This is a genomic window from Emticicia sp. CRIBPO, from assembly GCF_009905725.1.
Classification (GTDB): domain Bacteria; phylum Bacteroidota; class Bacteroidia; order Cytophagales; family Spirosomataceae; genus Leadbetterella.
The window spans coordinates 1-20,682 of sequence record NZ_JAAAKV010000004.1; the positions used below are offsets into that span (position 1 = coordinate 1).

The window sequence follows — 20,682 nt, forward strand, 5'->3', positions numbered from 1 at the left end:
GGTTCAACAATCGTAACTCAGGACAAAAACCTTCCTACGATCACAGCGACTGGCGGACAGATCACTTGTTTGGTTCCAACCATCACAGTGAGTGCGACAGCGACACCAAACACTGGTGTATCTTATGTGTGGACTGTACCTGCTGGTGTAACCAACCCTGGAAGTGTAGCTTCATTTACAACTACAACACCTGGAACATACTCAGTAACCGTAACAGTAACTGCGACAGGCTGTACTGCAAGTACAACTGCGACAGTTACAGAAGATAAAACACCTCCGACCGTAACGGTAGCTGGTGGCCAGATCACTTGTTTGACTCCGAGCATCACAGTATCAGCGACAGCCACGCCAAACACAGGTGTGACTTATACCTGGACTGTACCTGCAGGCGTAACAGCCCCGGGTAATGTAGCTTCGTTCACAACGACTACCCCTGGTACTTATAGTGTGACTGTAACGAAAGAGAACGGATGTTATGCAAGCAGTTCGACTGTTGTAACAGAAGATAAAACACCTCCGACTGTAACAGCGACTGGCGGAACAATTACCTGTGCAGCACCAAGTGTGACAGTGACTGCTACTGCGACAGCCGGTGTAAATTATTCATGGATTGTACCAGCCGGAGCAACTGCCCCAGGCAACGTAGCTTCATTTACAACTACAACACCTGGAACATATTCAGTAACTGTAACAAAAGAAAACGGATGTACTGCCAGCACGACAGTAGTTGTAGGTCAGGACAAAAACCTTCCGACGATCACAGCAACTGGTGGCAAAATCACATGTTTGACTCCGACGATTACAGTATCTGCTACAGCCACACCAAACACAGGTGTAACTTACGTGTGGACTGTACCTGCCGGAGTAACCAACCCTGGTAGTGTAGCTTCATTCACGACTACAACCCCAGGTACTTATTCAGTAACGGTAACAGTAACCGCGACAGGATGTACCGCAAGTACCACTGCGATAGTAACCGAAGATAAAACACCTCCGACCGTAACAGTAACAGGAGGTAAAATCACTTGTTTGACTCCGAGCATTACAGTAGCTGCAACAGCAACACCAAATACGAATGTATCTTATGTATGGACCGTACCTGCCGGCGTAACTGCCCCAGGTAATGTGGCTTCATTCACTACTACAGTGGCTGGAACTTACAGTGTAACCGTAACGAAAGAGAACGGATGTTATGCAAGTAGCTCTACGATTGTAACAGAAGACAAAACGACACCTACTGTAACAGTAAGTGGTGGAATGATCACTTGTGCCGCTCCAACCGTAACTGTTTCAGCGACTGCTACACCGAATACCGATGTAAGCTATGCATGGACTGTTCCTGCCGGAGTAGTTAATCCAGGTAATGTGGCCTCATTTACTACCACCGTACCTGGCACTTATTCTGTAACCGTAACCAAAACATCTTCAGGATGTACGGTGACCGGTTCAACAGAAGTAACAGAAGATAAAGGAATACCGACCTTAACTATATCAGGAGGACAAATTACTTGTCTTGTTCCAACAGTGACAATAGCCGCAACGGCTACACCGGCAACGGGAGTATCTTATGTCTGGACTGTACCTGCGGGTGTAACTAATCCTGGTAATGTAGCTTCATTCACTACAAGTGTACCGGGAACCTATTCAGTAACAATAACTGTAACTGCAACCGGATGTACTGCAAGTAAATCAACTGTGGTGACAGAAGAGAAAACGCCTCCTACAGTAACTGTAACCGGTGGTAAAATCACTTGTGAAACTCCAAGCATTACAGTATCAGCGACAGCCACGCCAAACACAGGTGTGACTTATACCTGGACTGTACCTGCAGGCGTAACAGCTCCTGGTAATGTGGCCTCATTTACGACCACAGTAGCTGGAACTTACAGCGTGACTGTAACCAAAGAAAACGGATGTTATGCGAGCAACTCGACCATCGTAACAGAAGATAAAGGTGTACCGACGATCACATTGACCGGAGGTAAAATCACTTGCGAAATGCCAAGCGTAACCGTAAGTGCTACACCAACAACAGGTGTATCTTATACCTGGACCGTACCTGCGGGGGTAACAGCTCCTGGTAATGTGGCCTCATTTACAACGACAGTAGCCGGTGATTATACCGTAGTCGTAACCAGTCTGACCACAGGTTGTACAGCAACGAAAACCGTAACGGTAACCGAAGATAAAAACTTGCCGAACGTCACCGTAACAGGTGGTAAAATTACCTGTGCTGCACCGACGGTAACAGTAAGTGCAACACCGGCAACAGGCGTGTCTTATGTTTGGACCGTGCCTGCAGGTGTAACTAACCCTGGCAATGTGGCTTCATTCACGACCACAGTAGCCGGAACTTATAGTGTAGTGGTAACCAATACTACTACAGGATGTACAGGAACTGGCAACACTGTTGTTACTCAGGACACAGATGTACCTACAGTAACCACAACTGGTGGTCAACTGACATGTGAAGAAAGAAGTATCAAACTGACCGCTAACGGATCTGCAGGCGTGACTTACGCCTGGAGTGGTCCTGGAGGATTTACTGTAAATACCCAGGAAATCACCGTAAACACTGCCGGTACCTATACTGTAGTAGTAACCTCACCAAACGGATGTACTGCTACTGCAACGGCTGTTGTAACCCAGGATACTGAAATGCCGACAGTAACCATCACAGGTGGCAATCTGAATTGCGAAGTCACAAGCGTGAAACTGACAGCGAATGCTTCTCCTGGTGTGACTTATGCCTGGAGTGGCCCCGGAGGATTTACAGCGACAACCAAAGAAATCACTGTAAGCACCGCCGGAACTTATACGGTGATTGTAACCTCACCAAACGGATGTACCGCTACTGCTACCCATACCGTAACAGGCAGCACAGAAGTTCCTCAGGTGACGGTAACTGTAGAAAACGATGGAAAGCTGACTTGTGAGAAAACAAGCCTGCTGGTAACCATCACTTCTGCACCTTCACAAAACGTAACCTATACCTGGACAGTACCTGCCGGAGTAACCAACCCTGGCAACGTATCAAGCTTTACTGCAACTGTACCGGGTACTTATATAGTAGTGGTGACCAATACCCTGAACGGATGTTCAACAACCAAAACCATCAAAATTGAAGGCAGCCCGGTTGATCCTGATGTAAGGGTTGAAGTAGACGGTTCATTGAGCTGTCTGGTAAGTAGTGTCACTGTAAGTGCCATTGCTTCTCCGATCCAAAGTGTAAGCTACCAGTGGATTGTTCCGGCGGGCGTGCCTAATCCTGGTAACGTATCATCGTTTGCTGCTTCTGCAGTAGGTACTTACACTGTGATTGTCACCAATACAGAAAACGGATGTGTAACTGACGCAGCAAGCGTAACCGTAACCGGAAACTTCGACCTTCCGGTGGCGACAGTCACTCATACAGATATTAATTGTCACGGAGCCAGCACAGGTACTGCCACAGTAGTGCCTCAGGCCGGAGCTGCTTACACTTATCTGTGGAGCAACGGACAAACCTCTGCTACTGCAACAGGCCTGATCGCCGGAACTTATACAGTAGTAATCACTAACACTGCAAGCGGCTGTACCATCCAGAAAGTGGTTGAGATTATTCAACCTGACGAACTGACCGCTACGATCGGTAAAGAAGATATCGACTGCAAAGGTGGAAAAACCGGAACTGCTACAGTAATTCCTGCAGGCGGAACAGGTCCTTACACTTATGTATGGAGCACTAATCCTGTACAAACAACTGCAACAGTAACAGGACTTACTGCAGGTACTTACAGTGTGGTGGTTACAGATGCCAATGGATGTACCGTAACGAAAGAAGTAGTAGTGGATGAATCTGATAAAGTTGCACCACCACCACCGAATATTTATACCGATAAGTTGACAGTTTGCGGAACAGAAACTGCGACACTGACAGCCAGAGGTTGTGACGGTATCGTAACCTGGAGCAACGGCATGACCGGAACTGTCATTCATGTAGGTCCTGGAACTTACTCTGCAACTTGTACAAACGAGTGCGGCGTGAGCAGCTCATGTACCAACTGTAACCTGATTACCATCAAAGTTCGTGATATTCCGAACCCTCCGACCATCGAAACCAGCAAAACCTTGCTTTGTGGTGATGAGAAGGCGACACTGACAGCTACAGGCTGTACAGGAACAGTAACGTGGAGCAACGGTATGACCGGAACTTCTATCCTGGTAGGAGCCGGAACTTACACTGCTACTTGTACCAATGCTTGTGCAACAAGTACAAACTCTAACTCAGTGACCATTACTACAGGTCAGTATCCTACGGTACCTGTGATATCAACTGACAAGCTTATTGTTTGCGAAGATGGTAAAGCTACACTGACAGCTACAGGTTGTACCGGAACTGTGATCTGGAGCAACGGCATGACAGGAGAGACCATCCTGGTAGGCGAAGGATCTTACAATGCTTACTGTCAGACAGAATGTGGTATCAGTGCTTACTGTAAAATCATAAAAATAACAAAAGAAGTTAAACCAGCTCCGCCGGTGATCTCAACAGACAAACAAATGGTTTGTAATGACGAGAAAGCGACACTTACAGCGACAGGTTGCACAGGAACTCTTAAATGGAGCACCGGAGCAACCACTGCAAGTATCGTGGTGGGAGAGGGAACATATACAGCTACCTGCAGCAACATCTGCGGAGAAAGTGCGAATTCAAACAGTATCACCATCATTAAACAGGTAACACCGGCTGCTCCGACCATCACCCCAAGTAAAACAGAGGTTTGTGGTAATGAGAAAGCTACCCTGACTGTAACTTGTGCGGGTACTGTGAGCTGGAGCAACGGAGCCACCGGACTAACTATTCAGGTAGGTGCCGGAACTTATACAGCGACATGTGCGAATACCTGCGGAACCAGCGATAATTCACTTCCGGTGACTATCACTACAGGAACACCTCCTGCCGCACCGGTGATCGCTACCAACAAAACAATGCTTTGTGGTAACGAGCAAGCTACGCTGACTGCTACCAACTGTGCCGGAACTGTAACCTGGAGTAACAACGCTACCGGAGTATCGATTCAGGTGGGTGCAGGAACTTATACAGCGACTTGTACTACTAATTGCGGAACAAGCGTCGCTTCTAACTCTGTGACGATCACTACAGGAGTTGTGGCTACTACACCGACGATTACAGCCAATAAAACAGTGATTTGCGGTAACGAGCAGGCTACACTGACTGCTACCAACTGTAACGGAACCGTAACCTGGAGTAACAACACTACAGGAGCATCGATCCAGGTAGGAGCAGGAACTTATACAGCCACTTGTACTACTACTTGCGGAACAAGTGTGGTTTCTAACTCAATAACCATCACTACCGGAACGCCTCCGGCTGCACCGGTTATCTCGGCTTTGAAAACAGTGGTTTGCGGAGTCGAACTGACTACGCTGACCGCTACCAACTGTGCCGGAACCGTAACCTGGAGCAACAACGCCACAGGAGTATCGATCCAGGCAGGAGCCGGAACTTATACAGCTACTTGTACCACGACTTGCGGAACAAGTGCAGCATCTAACTCGGTGACCATTACTACAGGACCAGCACCAACCACGCCGGCCATCACTGCGAGCAAAACCTTGCTATGTGGTAATGAGCAGGCAACGCTGACTGCCACGAACTGTAACGGCACCGTAACCTGGAGCAACAACGCTACAGGAACTACTACCCAGGTAGGAGCGGGAACTTACACTGCGACTTGTACGACTGTTTGCGGAACAAGTGTAGCATCTAACTCAGTGACGATTACAACAGGAACAGCACCAATCACGCCGGTGATTACTGCAAGCAAAACCTTGCTATGTGGTAATGAGCAGGCTACGTTGACCGCTGCAAACTGTAACGGAACTGTAACCTGGAGTAATAATGCCACCGGAACTACCATCCAGGTAGGAGCTGGAACTTATACTGCGACTTGTACTACGACCTGCGGAACAAGTGTAGCGTCTAATTCAGTGACCATCACTACAGGAGCAACGCCAACCACGCCAACCATCACTGCGAGCAAAACCTTGCTGTGTGGTAATGAGCAGGCGACGTTGACTGCAGCCAACTGTAACGGAACTGTAACCTGGAGCAATAACGCTACCGGAGCCACTACTCTTGTAGGAGCCGGAACATATACTGCGACTTGTACTACAGCTTGTGGAACAAGTGTAGCTTCTAATTCAGTGACGATTACAACAGGTGTGACGCCGACTACTCCAACCATCACAGCAAGTAAAACCTTGCTATGTGGTAATGAGCAGGCTACGTTGACCGCTGCAAACTGTAACGGAACTGTAACCTGGAGTAATAATGCCACCGGAACTACCATCCAGGTAGGAGCTGGAACTTATACTGCGACTTGTACTACGACCTGCGGAACAAGTGTAGCGTCTAATTCAGCGACCATCACTACAGGAGCAACGCCAACCACGCCAACCATCACTGCGAGCAAAACCTTGCTGTGTGGTAACGAGCAGGCTACGTTGACAGCAACGAACTGCAACGGAACCGTAACCTGGAGCAACAATGCTACCGGAACTACTACCTTGGTAGGAGCCGGAACATACACTGCGACTTGTACGACTGCTTGCGGAACGAGTGTGGCATCTAATTCTATAACGATCACTACAGGTGTGATGCCGACTACGCCGGTGATTACTGCAAGTAAAACTTTACTATGTGGTAACGAACAGGCTACCTTGACAGCAACTAACTGTAACGGAACCGTAACCTGGAGCAACAATGCTACCGGAACTACCACGCAGGTAGGAGCGGGAACTTATACAGCAACTTGTACCACGACTTGCGGAACAAGCGTGAACTCAAATACAATCGTGATCACTACAGGTACTGCACCGACTACGCCGACCATTACTGCCAGCAAAACCTTGATATGTGGTAACGAGCAGGCAACGTTGACAGCTACCAACTGTAACGGAACTGTAACCTGGAGCAATAACGCTACCGGAGCCACTACTCTTGTAGGAGCCGGAACATACACTGCGACTTGTACAACTGCTTGTGGAACAAGTGTGGCATCTAATTCAATAACGATCACTATAGGTGTGATGCCGACTACGCCGGTGATTACTGCAAGTAAAACTTTACTATGTGGTAACGAACAGGCTACCTTGACAGCAACTAACTGTAACGGAACCGTAACCTGGAGCAACAATGCGACCGGGGCTACTACCTTGGTAGGAGCGGGAACATACACTGCGACTTGTACTACGACTTGCGGAACAAGTGTGAATTCAAATACAATTGTCATCACTACGGGAGCCACGCCAACTACGCCAACCATCACTGCCAGCAAAACCTTGCTATGTGGTAATGAGCAGGCAACGTTGACAGCTACCAACTGTAACGGAACAGTAACCTGGAGCAACAATGCTACCGGAACTACTACATTAGTAGGAGCCGGAACATACACTGCGACTTGTACAACTGCTTGCGGAACAAGTGTGGCATCTAATTCAATTACGATTACAACAGGTGTGATGCCAACTACACCAAGCATCACTTCTAATAAAACCCAGGTGTGTGGAATTGAGCAAGCTACCTTGACCGCTACTAACTGTAACGGAACGGTGACCTGGAGCAACAACGCCACCGGAACTACTACCTTGGTAGGAGCAGGAACATACACTGCCACATGTACCACATCTTGCGGAACAAGCGTGGTTTCTAATTCAGTGACCATCACTGTAGGAACACCACCGGCAGCACCGACTGTCACGACAAACAAAACCTTGTTGTGTGGTAACGAACTTGCTACCCTGACTGCTTCTAATTGTACAGGAACGGTAAGCTGGAGTAACAACGCTACCGGAACTACCACTCAGGTAGGAGCAGGAACTTACACTGCAACCTGTAGCTCGACTTGCGGAACAAGTGCAGCGTCTAACTCTGTAACCATTACTACAGGATTGATGCCGACTACGCCAAGTATTACAGCGAATAAGACAATGGTTTGTGGTGTTGAAAAAGCGACATTGACTGCTACCAACTGTAACGGAACGGTGACCTGGAGCAATAATGCTACGGGAACTACTACCCAGGTAGGAGCAGGAACTTATACTGCGACTTGTGTAACAACTTGCGGAACAAGTGCCGTTTCAAATTCGATCACGATCACTACTGGAGTTACGCCTACTACGCCGACCATCACAGCCAGCAAAACTGTGTTATGTGGTAATGAGCAGGCTACGTTGACCGCTACTAACTGTAACGGAACGGTAACCTGGAGTAACAATGCTACCGGAACTACCACACAGGTAGGAGCCGGAACCTACACCGCCACTTGTACTACAACTTGCGGAGTAAGTGTTGCTTCCAACTCTGTAACCATCACTACAGGATTGATGCCGACTACACCGGTTATTACTGCGAGTAAAACGATTGTATGTGGTAACGAAAAAGCTACATTGACCGCTACCAATTGTACAGGAACTGTAACATGGAGCAATAATGCTACCGGAACAACTACCCAGGTAGGGGCCGGAACATACACAGCGACCTGTACTACTTCATGCGGAACAAGTGTTGCTTCCAATTCGATCACCATCACTACAGGTGTGACGCCAACCACTCCGACCATCTCGGCTAACAAGACCCAGGTGTGCGGCATTGAGCAGGCTACCTTGACTGCTGCCAACTGTAACGGAACCGTAACCTGGAGCAATAATGCTACCGGAACGACTATCCAGGTGGGAGCCGGAACATATACTGCCACTTGTACTACCACTTGCGGAACTAGTGTGGCATCAAATGCAGTAACTATCACTACCGGAACAGCTCCGTCAGCACCGACCATCTCTGCCAGCAAAACGCCGCAGGTGTGTGGTAACGAACTGGCTACCCTGACAGCAACAGGCTGCACAGGAACCGTAAGCTGGAGCAATAATGCTACAGGAGCAGGTATCCAGGTAGGAGCCGGAACTTATACTGCTACTTGTTCTTCGACTTGCGGAACAAGCGGTAATTCAAATTCAGTAACGATTACTACGGGTGTGGCACCAACCACTCCGGTAATATCAGCCAATAAGACCCAGGTTTGCGGTAACGAAACAGCTACCCTGACAGCAACGGGCTGCACAGGAACTGTAATGTGGAGCAACAATGCTACCGGAACAACCACTCAGGTAGGAGCCGGAACATATACTGCAACTTGTACTTCAACTTGCGGAACAAGCGTGGCTTCCAACTCAGTAACGATCACTACCGGAGTGACACCGACAACACCAACGATCTCAGCTAATAAAACTCAGATTTGTGGTATTGAGCAGGCAACCTTAACAGCTTCGAATTGTACCGGAACTGTAACATGGAGTAACAATGCTACCGGAACAACTACCCAGGTAGGAGCCGGAACATACACAGCGACTTGTACCAACACTTGCGGAACAAGCGTAGCTTCTAACTCAGTAACGATCACTACAGGAGCATTGCCTGCAGCACCAAGTATCTCTGCCAACAAAACGCAGGTTTGCGGTGAAGAAAAAGCGACGCTCACAGCAACGGGTTGTACAGGAACAGTAAGCTGGAGCAACAGTGCGACCGGAACAAGCATCCAGGTAGGAGCAGGAACATATACTGCTACTTGTTCTTCGACTTGCGGAACAAGCGTAGCGTCTAACTCTGTGACCATCACTACAGGAGGAACATCTGTGCCACCAACCATCTCTGCGAATAAAACACAGATATGTGGTGCTGAAACAGCTACCCTGACAGCAACGGGCTGCACAGGAACAGTAACCTGGAGCAACAACGCTACCGGAACAACTACCCAGGCAGGAGCCGGAACATACACTGCCACCTGTACTTCAACTTGCGGAACAAGCGTAGCTTCAAACCCGGTGACGATCACTACCGGAGCCTTGCCTGTAGCACCAAGCATCTCTGCTAACAAAACGCAGGTGTGCGGAATTGAAACAGCTACCCTGACGGCAGCAAACTGCTCGGGAACAGTAACCTGGAGCAACAATGCTACCGGAACAACTACCCAGGCAGGAGCCGGAACTTATACAGCGACCTGTACTACTTCTTGCGGAACAAGTGTTGCCTCTAATTCAGTGACCATCACTAACGGAGGAGCAATACCAACTGCACCAAGTGTGACAACTAACAAAACACAGGTTTGCGGAACAGAAAAAGCAACACTGACCGCCAGCAACTGTACCGGAACTGTAACGTGGAATGACGGAACAACCGGAACAACCAAACTGGTAGGAGCAGGAACATACACTGCTACCTGTACCACTACCTGCGGAACAAGTCCTGCTTCAACATCTGTAACGATCAATAGCGGAGGAGCTCCTGCTGCACCAACCATTACTGCCAACAAAACGCAGGTGTGCGGAACAGAGAAAGCGACACTGACTGCTGAGAACTGTTCAGGAACAATAATATGGAATAACGATATGACCGGGGCAACCATTCAGGTGGGTGTGGGTACTTATAAAGCGACTTGCAGCACTACATGTGGAACCAGCGGCAATTCAAATACCATCACCATCACTACCGGTGGAACAGCACCATCAGCACCGACGGTAACGGCTAACAAAACGCAGGTGTGTGGTAATGAACTGGCAACATTGACAGCCACCAATTGTGGAGGAACAGTAACCTGGAGCAATGGATCAGCCGGAGCAAGTATCCAGGTGGGAGCCGGAACTTACACAGCAACATGTGCAACATCTTGCGGAACAAGCATGGCTTCAAATTCTGTAACCATTACTACCGGAACGGCTGCTTCTGCACCGACCATCTCGGCTAACAAAACCCAGTTGTGCGGAGCTGAACAGGCGACCCTGACTGCTGCCAACTGCACCGGAACCGTAACCTGGAGTAATAATGCCACCGGAACTACCACACAGGTAGGAGCCGGAACTTATACCGCAACCTGTACCACTTCTTGTGGAACCAGCGTAGCTTCAAATGCAGTGACTATCACTACCGGAGCCTTGCCAACAGCACCGACGATCTCGGCTAACAAGACCCAGTTGTGCGGAGCTGAAACAGCTACCTTGACGGCAGCCAATTGTGCAGGAACAGTAACCTGGAGTAACAATGCCACCGGAACCACCACGTCGGTAGGTGCCGGAACATACACGGCGACTTGTACTACTTCATGCGGAACAAGTGTTGCGTCTAATTCAGTGACCATCACTACCGGCGGTACACCATCTGCACCATCACTGACTTCTGATAAAACACAGGTTTGTGGTACTGAGAAAGCGACCATCACGGCCGCTAACTGTACAGGAACCATCACCTGGAGCAACGGAGCAACCGGAACAAGCATCCAGGCAGGAGCCGGAACTTATACAGCGACTTGTACCAATGCCTGCGGAACAAGCGGTAACTCAACTGCAGTAACGATCACCACCGGTGCACCGTCTGCAGCTCCGATTATCTCTGCCACCGCTACGCAGTTGTGTGGAAATGCCACCATCACACTGACAGCTATCTCTTGTAACGGAACAGTGAAATGGAGCAACAATGCCACGGGTACAACGACCACGGTTTCTGCAGCCGGAACTTACACGGCAGTTTGTGTGACTTCGTGCGGAGACAGCCCTGCAAGTAATGCAGTAACCATTACTACAGGTCAGACGCCGGGTAGCCCGACCATCACTGCAGACAGAACAAATGTTTGCGGAACTGAGAAAGCTGTCCTGACTGCGACCAACTGTACAGGAACTGTAACCTGGAGCAACGGTGAAACCGGTACTTCAATACAAGTAGGAGTAGGAAGCTATACCGCAAAATGCTCTAATGCATGTGGTTTGAGCCCTAATTCTAACAGCATCAATATCGAAAGCGGCGGAACTCCTGCAGCTCCGGTAGTTGAAGCTAACAAAACCGCACTTTGTGGTGCTGATTCAGCAAAACTGACCGCTTCGGTTTGCGGAGGTGTAATCAGATGGAGCAACAATGTTCAGGCAGATGTCATTTATGTGAAAACAGCCGGAACTTATACAGCAACATGTACCAATGCATGCGGTGTGAGTGTAAATTCTGCACCGATCACCATCACCACGGGAGGAACACCTTCAGTGCCGGTAATAACAACAGCTAACAATGCGATTTGTCAGGGAGATTCAACTATTCTTACAGCAGACGGATGTTCAGGTACCATTACCTGGAGTACTGCTGCCACAGGATCGACCATAAAAGTTAAAACAGCAGGAAGCTACACCGCAACCTGTACCAATACCTGCGGAACCAGCTCAGCTTCTGCACCGATGGTAATTACTGTCAAAACAGAAGGTTGCGGAACGGGATGTGATGCACCGAAACCGGTCATTACAGCTTCTAAAACTTCAGTTTGTCAACCGGAGGAAATTACGCTGACAGCTTCTGAATGTGCCGGTGGATCAATAGTATGGTCTAACGGTAAAACAGGCAGCAGCATCGTAGTGAAACCTACAACAACGGCGACTTACATTGCGGTTTGTAAAGTAGGAACCTGTATCAGTCTGACTTCTAATGTGCTGACTATTCATGTGGGTAACATCAACCCGCCTAAGCTGACATGTTGTGCCAAAGAACTGATTTGTGAAGGTGAGTCTGTCACACTGAAAGCCGGTGAGTGTAACGGTGAGATTGTATGGTCTAACGGAATGAAAGGTAAATCAATCACTTTCGTACCTACAGTGTCTACCAAATATGCAGCGGTTTGTGATATAGACGGATGTATCAGTAACCCTACAGATTCTATCGCCATCGCTATCGGTAGCCCTAACAAACCATTCATCACTTGTAAAACCAAAGTGATATGTCTTGGAGAAACAGCTACACTTTCAGCTTCGGGATGTACAGGTAAGATCATCTGGTCTAACGGATCTGAAGGATCGGTATTGAACGTGACACCGGCAGAAGCAGGTAAATATTCTTACACTGCCATCTGTAAATCAATTCAGGGTAAATGTGAAAGTGAGGTTTCAAACACCGTGACCATCACCGTAGGTGGCGTGGTTGAGGCACCGACTGTCATAGCTGAACTTGAAAATACATGTCCTTACGAAACTGTTGATCTGAACAACGCTGTGTTGGGAAGTCCTGCGGCCGGTGGAACATTCGAGTTCCATGCCAGCAACTCGCCTAACTCACAACTGATCACTAATCCAAGTATGACCGTAGCGGGTAACTACTACCTGTTCGAAAGAAGCCAGTTCGGTTGCTACAGTGATGCAGCGGCTATCAAGGTAACCATCCAGGATTGTGGAACAGGCGGTATCGGCCCGGATCCTACCAAGTTTGTAGATGTAGCCATCGACAAAAAAGGAGACAAGCTGTTTGCAGTGGTAGGTGATACAGTGACCTACAGAGTGGTTGTGAAAAACAACAGCAATAATGTAGCCACCAGTGTGGTAGCGAGAGATATCCTTCCTGCCGGGCTTACCCTTGATACTGTCGGCGTAAACGCCGTACTGGAAGGAGGAGCCATCATCGCAAGAATCGATAGCTTGTTTAAAGGAGACAGTCTTGTATTTACTTATAAAGCACTGGTTTCAGGAACCGGTAAGATCACGAACAAAGCGGAACTGGTGAACATTGGCCAGATAGATAACGTACTGTCTAATAACACCAGCACCTTTACGATCAATGATCCGATGGAAAGCAACCTGATGGGAGTCAACAAGATTGCGGGTACGCCGGTTAAAATCGGAGACCTTCAATATGAGGTGCCGTTCTCGATCTTTGTGACCAACATGGGTGGAACAGACATCAGCAAAGTTCAGATCACGGATAACTTGGCCCAGACATTCGGTAACGGTGCGGTCATTCTTGACGACACCATCCTGGTAACGGCTGAAGCCGGTCTGACAGCCAACCCGAACTTTACAGGTAGAGGCGTTAATACAAATCTTTTGATTGATACTGCGAGCACACTGCAGGTTGGTAAAAAACTGGGTGTAAGCTTCAAGGTTAAAGTTGACCTGAAAGATGCCACCACGTTCGACTTCCTGAACAGTGCCAAAGGATTCTCGGTAGCCGACACCACGATCAGCGACATATCGCAGAACGGTAACAATCCTGATCCGGACGGAGACTTTGACCCGACCAATAACAACGATCCTACGCACGTTGACCTGACTCCATCAGTTGATTCGACATCAAGCGGCATCGGAGTGGCCCTGGCGGTAATTGACTCAATGGCCGTTAACTCAAGTACTTACGAAGTGACCTACATGGCCCTTGTGAAAAACATGAGTAACTCGGTATTGAACAACGTACAACTGGTAGACAGTCTGAAATATACTTTCGGAGACAGCATCCAGTACCAGATCAAAGGTCAGTCGATCGGTAAAAACAGTACACTGAAAATCAACAATGCCTTCAACGGTATTACCGATAACAGAATACTGGTATCTGACTCAACTACCAAGCTGAATGCAGGTCAGGTCGACTCGGTGTTCTTCACCGTCACCGTTGAATACAAAGGAAATACCGGCCCTTACTCTAACAATGTAATAGCTTCGGCTAAAACAACGGAAGGAAATGAAGTGGCGGATGTTTCAAACAACGGACTCGTGATTGTTCAGTCATCAAGTACGCCTACCGTGTTCTCGATACCGGAATCGGCCCTTGACAAGATCATCATTCCTGACGGCTTCTCGCCTAACGAAGATGGTAAGAACGACACATTCGAAGCCATCGTACCGGCCAATGTTGAGATCGACGTATTCGAGATTTATAACAGATGGGGTCATATGATCTGGAAATACAGCCAGGAAAGCAGAGTAGAGAACAAGATCACATGGGATGGAACTTCAAACACAGGTTACAGATTCGGACCAGAAGGTGTGCCTGACGGAACTTACTATTACTCAATCAAGGTAAAAGGTGAGTCGAAAAGAAAAGTGAATTTCATCACTGTGTCGAGATAATTTATAACAGTAGTCCATTAATGCCACCATTGAATCTCTTAAAGATCTCTGGTGGCATTTTTTCCATATAGTTTAAGAAACTTACCATTATAACAATTTCGCATACAAAGACTTAATGATTCGCATCTTAATTCTTATATCATTATTTTTTGTTTTTGAGTCAGAAGGCATCGCCCAGAGCGTTGCCAAACAGATTCAGAAAGCGGATGCTAGTTTCAAAGAGTTGTCGATTGCCAGTGCCATTGAGCAGTATGAGACCATTATTAAAAAGAATAAGAACCTGACGGCAGACGAAGACCAGAAAGTTAAACTCAGTCTAGCCAATGCCTATTTCCAGGTCAAGGATTTTGTTTCTGCTGAAAAGTACTTCACAGAAATATTGAGCAACAACCCTGTCCTTAAAGGAGACGACCTGAAGTCATACCTCCGGTATGCTCAGGTTTTATCCAGTAACGGCAAGCCCAAGGAAGCCGCCGTTGCCTGGAAAAAGTACAGTGAACTTAAGGATCAGGACAAAAGGGCCGAGCAGTTTCAGAAGCTCTACAGCAATCTGGATGCCCTCACCCGTAACGCATCAAGCTATAAAATTGAGTACATCGGAATCAACACCGCCAGTGCAGACTTCAGCCCGGCGTTTTATAAGGACGGGCTGGTGTTTGTATCTAACCGCGGCAAGTCCGGGCCTGTAAAAAGGGTTTTCAGCTGGGACAATTCTTCTTTTCTTGACTTGTATTATCTCGAAGACCTGAAGGTTCTCGGGGCTACCGAAGAATCGGTGGCGTCTATCGGCTCCAGTAATCAGAGTGACAACACTACAAAGTCAAGTAAAAGTAAAAGTGAAAAACTGGGTTCTGACTACTACACCCCACCGACCTCCAACGATGCCCCGACGATTGCCCATCAGGGTAGCGTATATATCAACGGCACTCAGAACTATGAAGAGACTGCTACCGTAGAAACCAGGAAATTCAGTAAGCACCTCAACTCCAAATATCATGAAGGGCCCTGTACATTTTTTCATGACGGCTCAAAAATCATTTTTACCCGCAACGGCAATTCGGGCGGAGGAGGGATTTTCGGACAGAAGAAAGATGTCATAGACCGGCTCAAATTATATTCGGCAGATAAAAAAGGAAACGATTGGTCTAACATCAGGGAGTTACCTTTTAACAGCAGCGACTATTCATGCGGACACCCTACCATCAGCTTTGATGATAAAGTCCTGTTTTTTGTGTCGGATATGCCCGGTGGGTATGGAGGTACAGACATTTATGTCACCCGTTTTAACAACGGAGAATGGTCAAAGCCCATGAACCTGGGCGGAGGAGTGAATACGGCAGGAAATGAAATGTTCCCTTTTGTAGACAAAGAAGGTGGTTTGTTCTTTTCGAGTGACGGACATCCCGGACTCGGTGACCTGGATATATTCTATGTTAAAACCGACCTTAAAACCCTTAAGGCAAGCGGCCCGGTCAGAAACGCCGGAGCACCGATCAACTCCAGCCGCGACGATTTCGGTATCATTTCGGATGCACAGCGTCAGTCGGGATATTTCAGCAGCAACAGGAAAAGGGGAGGAGGTGATGACGACATCTACAGGTTTACCCGTCTGGGGTCAGTATATGGATGCCGTGACCTGATCGTCAGTATATTTGATAAAGACACAAAAAAACCTCTGGAGAACGGCCGCTTTGAATACCGGGTCAAAGATGATAAGAGAGGAGCTGAACAGGCCACTACCAATACTTCGGGGGTGAGCAAACTTTGCCTGGAGGCGGATAGGGAATTTGACTTTGTATTTGAAAAGGAAGGGTACATTTCAGAGAAGAAGTATTTTTCGAATCTTGAAGCTTCTGATTTTGAACCCTCTAAAATAGAAATTTATCTGAAACCGGAAGAGAAAAACCGGAAGCTTCCTGAAGAGCCGGAACCGGATGACAAGGCTGAAAAGAAAAGCCAGCTGGTCCAGAAAAGAAGCAGCACGAACGATTCGAAAGTTTTCAGGGGTGTAGTCACCGGCGGTGAAAACAGCCAGCCTATGGCCGCTGTAAAGGTGAAATTTGTCAATAAATGTACCGGGCACGTGCAGGAAATGTACACCCGTAAGGACGGTTCTTATGAGTTCAGCAGGGACCTGGGCTGTGAATATGAACTGATAGCCACAAAAGAAGATTTCGGCACCAGTACCGAGACCATAGCCAAAGTGCCTGGTAAAAAACTGTTCAGCAAAAAGGCAAAACCTACTTATTCGGTCAATCTTTTTGACACCAGGTTATATAAGGTAGGCGACGTGGTGAAACTGGAAAACATTTACTATGACCTGGAGAACTGGAAAATAAAAGGAGAATCTGCCAAAGAGCTGGATAAGCTTGTGGCGATCCTAAAGAAATATCCGAACATGATTATCGAGATAGCTTCACATACCGATACCCGCGGCAATGCCGCTGAAAACATGAAGTTGTCCCAGCTCAGGGCCAAAGAAGTTTTCGATTATATCGTCCGTAAGGGAGGCATCAATAAAGACAGGGTGAAATCGGTAGGAAAAGGAGAAACCGAGCCCCTGAATGAATGCAGCGATGGAGTACAGTGTACAGAAGCTGAACACCGCCGCAATCGCCGCACTGAATTCAAGATTTTATTTATTGAGAGAAAATAACCTGATCAGAAAGGAAGATCATCTTCGTCCATGACAGGGGGCTGAGATACCTGGTCATTTCTCTGGGTTCTTTCCTGGTACTGACCCGGACTTGCCGGCTGCTGCTGTGTACCAGAAGGTGCTCCGCCTTGTCTGGAAGCCGCCCCGCCCAGCATTTGCATGGCCTGGCCGCGGATCCTGATCCCGGTCTTTTCCTGGCCGTTCTGATCCGTCCATTTCTCACTTCTGATTCTTCCTTCTATGTAGACGGAGTCTCCTTTTTTCAGATATTGCTCGGCTACATTGGCCAGACCTTCCCAAAGCTCGATCCGGTGCCATTCGGTCTGGTCCTGCTTCTGACCACTTCTGTCGGTATAGGTTTCAGTGGTGGCGATAGAAAAGTTAGCTACCTTGGCACCACTTGGCAAAGTCCTGATCTCAGGGTCAGATCCCAGGTTGCCAATCAAAAGAACTTTATTTAAAACTGCCATATATTTTATTTTTAGAGTAAAAATGAAAATTTGTACTGAAGCATCCTTTTACAAATATAACTAATTGTGAGACAAATACTGCTTCAAATAATTGACAATCAGCTGAGGTTTAGGTAGGTTTTCAAAAGCACTCAGCTCAATAAACTCACCGGTTTTGTCCAGAATGACCATGTTTTCCAGCTCAATTTCCCAGAAATAAGCCGTTATTTTGCGGTGAGTCAGTACGTGAAAAAATTTCTCACTTTTGTTAATTGCTACAAACTTCGGCAGCCCGGAAGGGAAAATAAGCCCGAGTTCATGCTCCAGGTCAAAGGAATTGTCCTCTTTTTCGACCAGGTAAAAGTCAAACATATTCGCCCAGATGTCCTTGGAAGGTCTCTGATTTACCCATATATGATCTCTGTTTTTGAAGACCAGGTAGTTCAGAAAACGCTCTTTTGTCTTCACTTTTTTGTCTTTTTTCGGATACTCCGATTGCGTTTTATGGAGAAAAGCACCGCACTCCACATGTACCGGACAAGCCTCACAATCGGGATTTTTAGGGTGGCAAACCATGGCCCCGAGTTCCATAAAGGCCTGGTTGAAGTCTGCCGGATTTTGGCCGGTAATCAGCTGATCAGCAATGTTATAGAAATATTTATAAGCCCCTGAACTGGTAATCGGAAGGTCGATTTCGAACAAGCGGGAAAGCACCCTGTAGACATTGCCGTCGACCACCGGAACCGCTTCGCCGAAAGCGATGGAAGCAATGGCCGCTGCCGTATAACTGCCCACTCCTTTGAGCTTTTTGAGGTCTTCATAATGGTCCGGAAATTTCCCGCCGAATTCTTTCATGACCATTTTGGCAGCCGCGTGCATATTCCTGGCCCTTGAATAATACCCGAGTCCCTGCCATAACCTAAGCACCTGTGACTCATCGGCTTGTGCCAGATCAGCGACCGTCGGAAATGCGGAAACGAATTTCTCATAATAAGGCAAACCCTGACTTACCCGGGTTTGCTGGAGTATAATTTCGGACATCCAGATCAGGTAAGGATCTTTCGTTTTTCGCCAGGGTAAATCCCTTTTGTTTTTTAAATACCAGTCGGCAATTTTTTTTGCGAGCATATTTTTTTTATCGGGAAATAGTATTATATTGAAAAGTGCATATAGGTAAATGGTTAATAATTAATAATTTACAAAAAAAAAATTAAAAATCTACTTGTTTGTTTTAATCCAATTCCTCTATCTTTGCAAACCTAAAAAATAAACGGACTGCATTGCAGCGTTTTTAGGAATTTTTAACCAAGTAAATATTTTATATCGTGACTAAAGCAGAGGCAATTTCAATCATCGCCGACAAGACCGGAGTAGATAAGGCGAATGTTTCAATTACCATTGAAGCATTTTTTGAGACCGTTAAAGAAACACTTGCAAGCGGAGATGCAATTTATGTAAGAGGATTCGGAAGTTTTGTGAACAAAAAGAGAGCGGAGAAAAAAGCCCGTAACATCTCACAAAAAACTACCGTTACAGTTCCTGAGCATTTTATTCCTAGCTTTAAGCCTTCAAAAGAGTTTGTTGAGCAGGTAAAAACTAACGTTAAGTAATTATATGCTGAACGGTTTCAATCAAAAAATACATCTTGTTGTTATATTGGTGATCGCATTGGGATCAACTCTATTTTTGTATTCCAGACCTAAAGTCGTTGTCAAAGACGAGGAAAAGGCCGGGAAAGAGCAAACCGTTCAGCAAAATAATTCAAAAGATAGTGACTCACACGCTGTACACCTTTCAGAAGAAGCGGAAAAATCTTTGAGTAAGCTTAATGCCGATCTTAAGGCAGCCAAAGACAATTCAGCCAAGACCACCATTTACAATCAGATCGCAGAAGTCTTTTCTAAAGAATCTGTTTTCGACAGTGCCGGACATTATCTCGTCAAAATCGCTGAACTTTCTCCGACCGAAGCCAACTGGGAGCGGGCCGGAGATACCTATTATCAGGCTTATTCACTGGCACTCAGCGGTAATAAAATTGAACAGAGTATAGAGAAAACGAGGTTTTGTTATAATAAAGTACTTTCCTTGGATCCTCAGAACCTTCATGCCAAAACCAACCTGGCGATGACTTATGTCACTTCGGACTCTCCGATGACCGCCATCGGGATGATCAGGGAAGTGCTTGACACCGACCCGAATTACATTCCGGCTCTGATGAGCCTTGGGGCACTTTCCATGCAGTCCAATCAGTTTGAGAAAGCAGCAGGCAGGTTTAACCAGGTTCTCAAAATCAATCCGGCAAACACCAACGCAAAACTTGGTTTGGCTTACAGTTTGATAGAACTTGACAAGAAGGATGAAGCCAGGGAGATTTTTAATGACGTACTGAAAGAAGATATTGATAAAGTATTAAGAGATGAGGTGACAAAAACTTTGAATAATTTAAAGTAATTGTTATCTTTGCGGTTCGGAAAAAAACACCACCTTCCCTTTAAGGCGGTTCAAGATATAGGAATTTTGTTTCACAATTAAAAAAATCCCAATCGGGTGGGATCAAATTAAAGTTATGCCTTGCGGAAAGAAAAGAAAAAGACACAAGATGTCAACTCACAAAAGAAAGAAACGTCTTAGAAAGAATCGTCACAAGAAGAA

Annotated in this window: 6 protein-coding genes; 4 read left to right on the forward strand and 2 right to left on the reverse strand. The window is 47.0% G+C overall.

Translation table 11 applies throughout. From position 1 onward, the window contains the following. The first annotated feature begins 87 nt into the window (after positions 1-87). Positions 88-14,925, forward strand: a complete 14,838-nt coding sequence (locus tag GVN16_RS09005; protein WP_205748825.1) for a gliding motility-associated C-terminal domain-containing protein — start codon at positions 88-90, stop codon at positions 14,923-14,925. 115 nt (positions 14,926-15,040) lie between these two features. Next, positions 15,041-17,581 carry an OmpA family protein gene (locus GVN16_RS09010; RefSeq protein WP_166563555.1) on the forward strand — a complete coding sequence of 847 codons (2,541 nt, stop codon included), beginning with the start codon at positions 15,041-15,043 and terminating at the stop codon, positions 17,579-17,581. 5 nt (positions 17,582-17,586) lie between these two features. Here GVN16_RS09010 and GVN16_RS09015 read toward each other — a convergent pair whose 3' ends face one another. After that, complete coding sequence (locus tag GVN16_RS09015) at positions 17,587-18,051, reverse strand: single-stranded DNA-binding protein (protein WP_166563556.1); 465 nt, start codon at positions 18,049-18,051, stop codon at positions 17,587-17,589. A 60-nt stretch (positions 18,052-18,111) separates the two neighbouring features. Continuing rightward, positions 18,112-19,158: an A/G-specific adenine glycosylase gene (mutY, locus tag GVN16_RS09020; RefSeq protein ID WP_166563557.1), complete on the reverse strand. Its 1,047-nt coding sequence runs from the start codon at positions 19,156-19,158 to the stop codon at positions 18,112-18,114. A 197-nt stretch (positions 19,159-19,355) separates the two neighbouring features. On the opposite strand from mutY, the gene GVN16_RS09025 reads away from it, so the two are divergent. Both GVN16_RS09025 and GVN16_RS09030 read left to right on the forward strand, forming a co-directional pair. Further along, entirely contained in the window at positions 19,356-19,640 is a 285-nt protein-coding gene (locus GVN16_RS09025; protein ID WP_166563558.1) for an HU family DNA-binding protein, read from the forward strand. A gap of 76 nt (positions 19,641-19,716) precedes the next feature. Beyond that, positions 19,717-20,481, forward strand: coding sequence for a lipopolysaccharide assembly protein LapB (locus GVN16_RS09030; RefSeq protein ID WP_166563559.1), 765 nt, complete (start codon positions 19,717-19,719; stop codon positions 20,479-20,481). Positions 20,482-20,682 lie beyond the last annotated feature (201 nt).

Coding starts and splice junctions, on each gene's coding strand:
- GVN16_RS09010 (WP_166563555.1), top strand. CDS start 15,041: ATGATTCGCATCTTAATTCTTATATCATTATTTTTTGTTTTTGAGTCA.
- GVN16_RS09015 (WP_166563556.1), bottom strand. CDS start 18,051: ATGGCAGTTTTAAATAAAGTTCTTTTGATTGGCAACCTGGGATCTGAC.
- mutY (WP_166563557.1), bottom strand. CDS start 19,158: ATGCTCGCAAAAAAAATTGCCGACTGGTATTTAAAAAACAAAAGGGAT.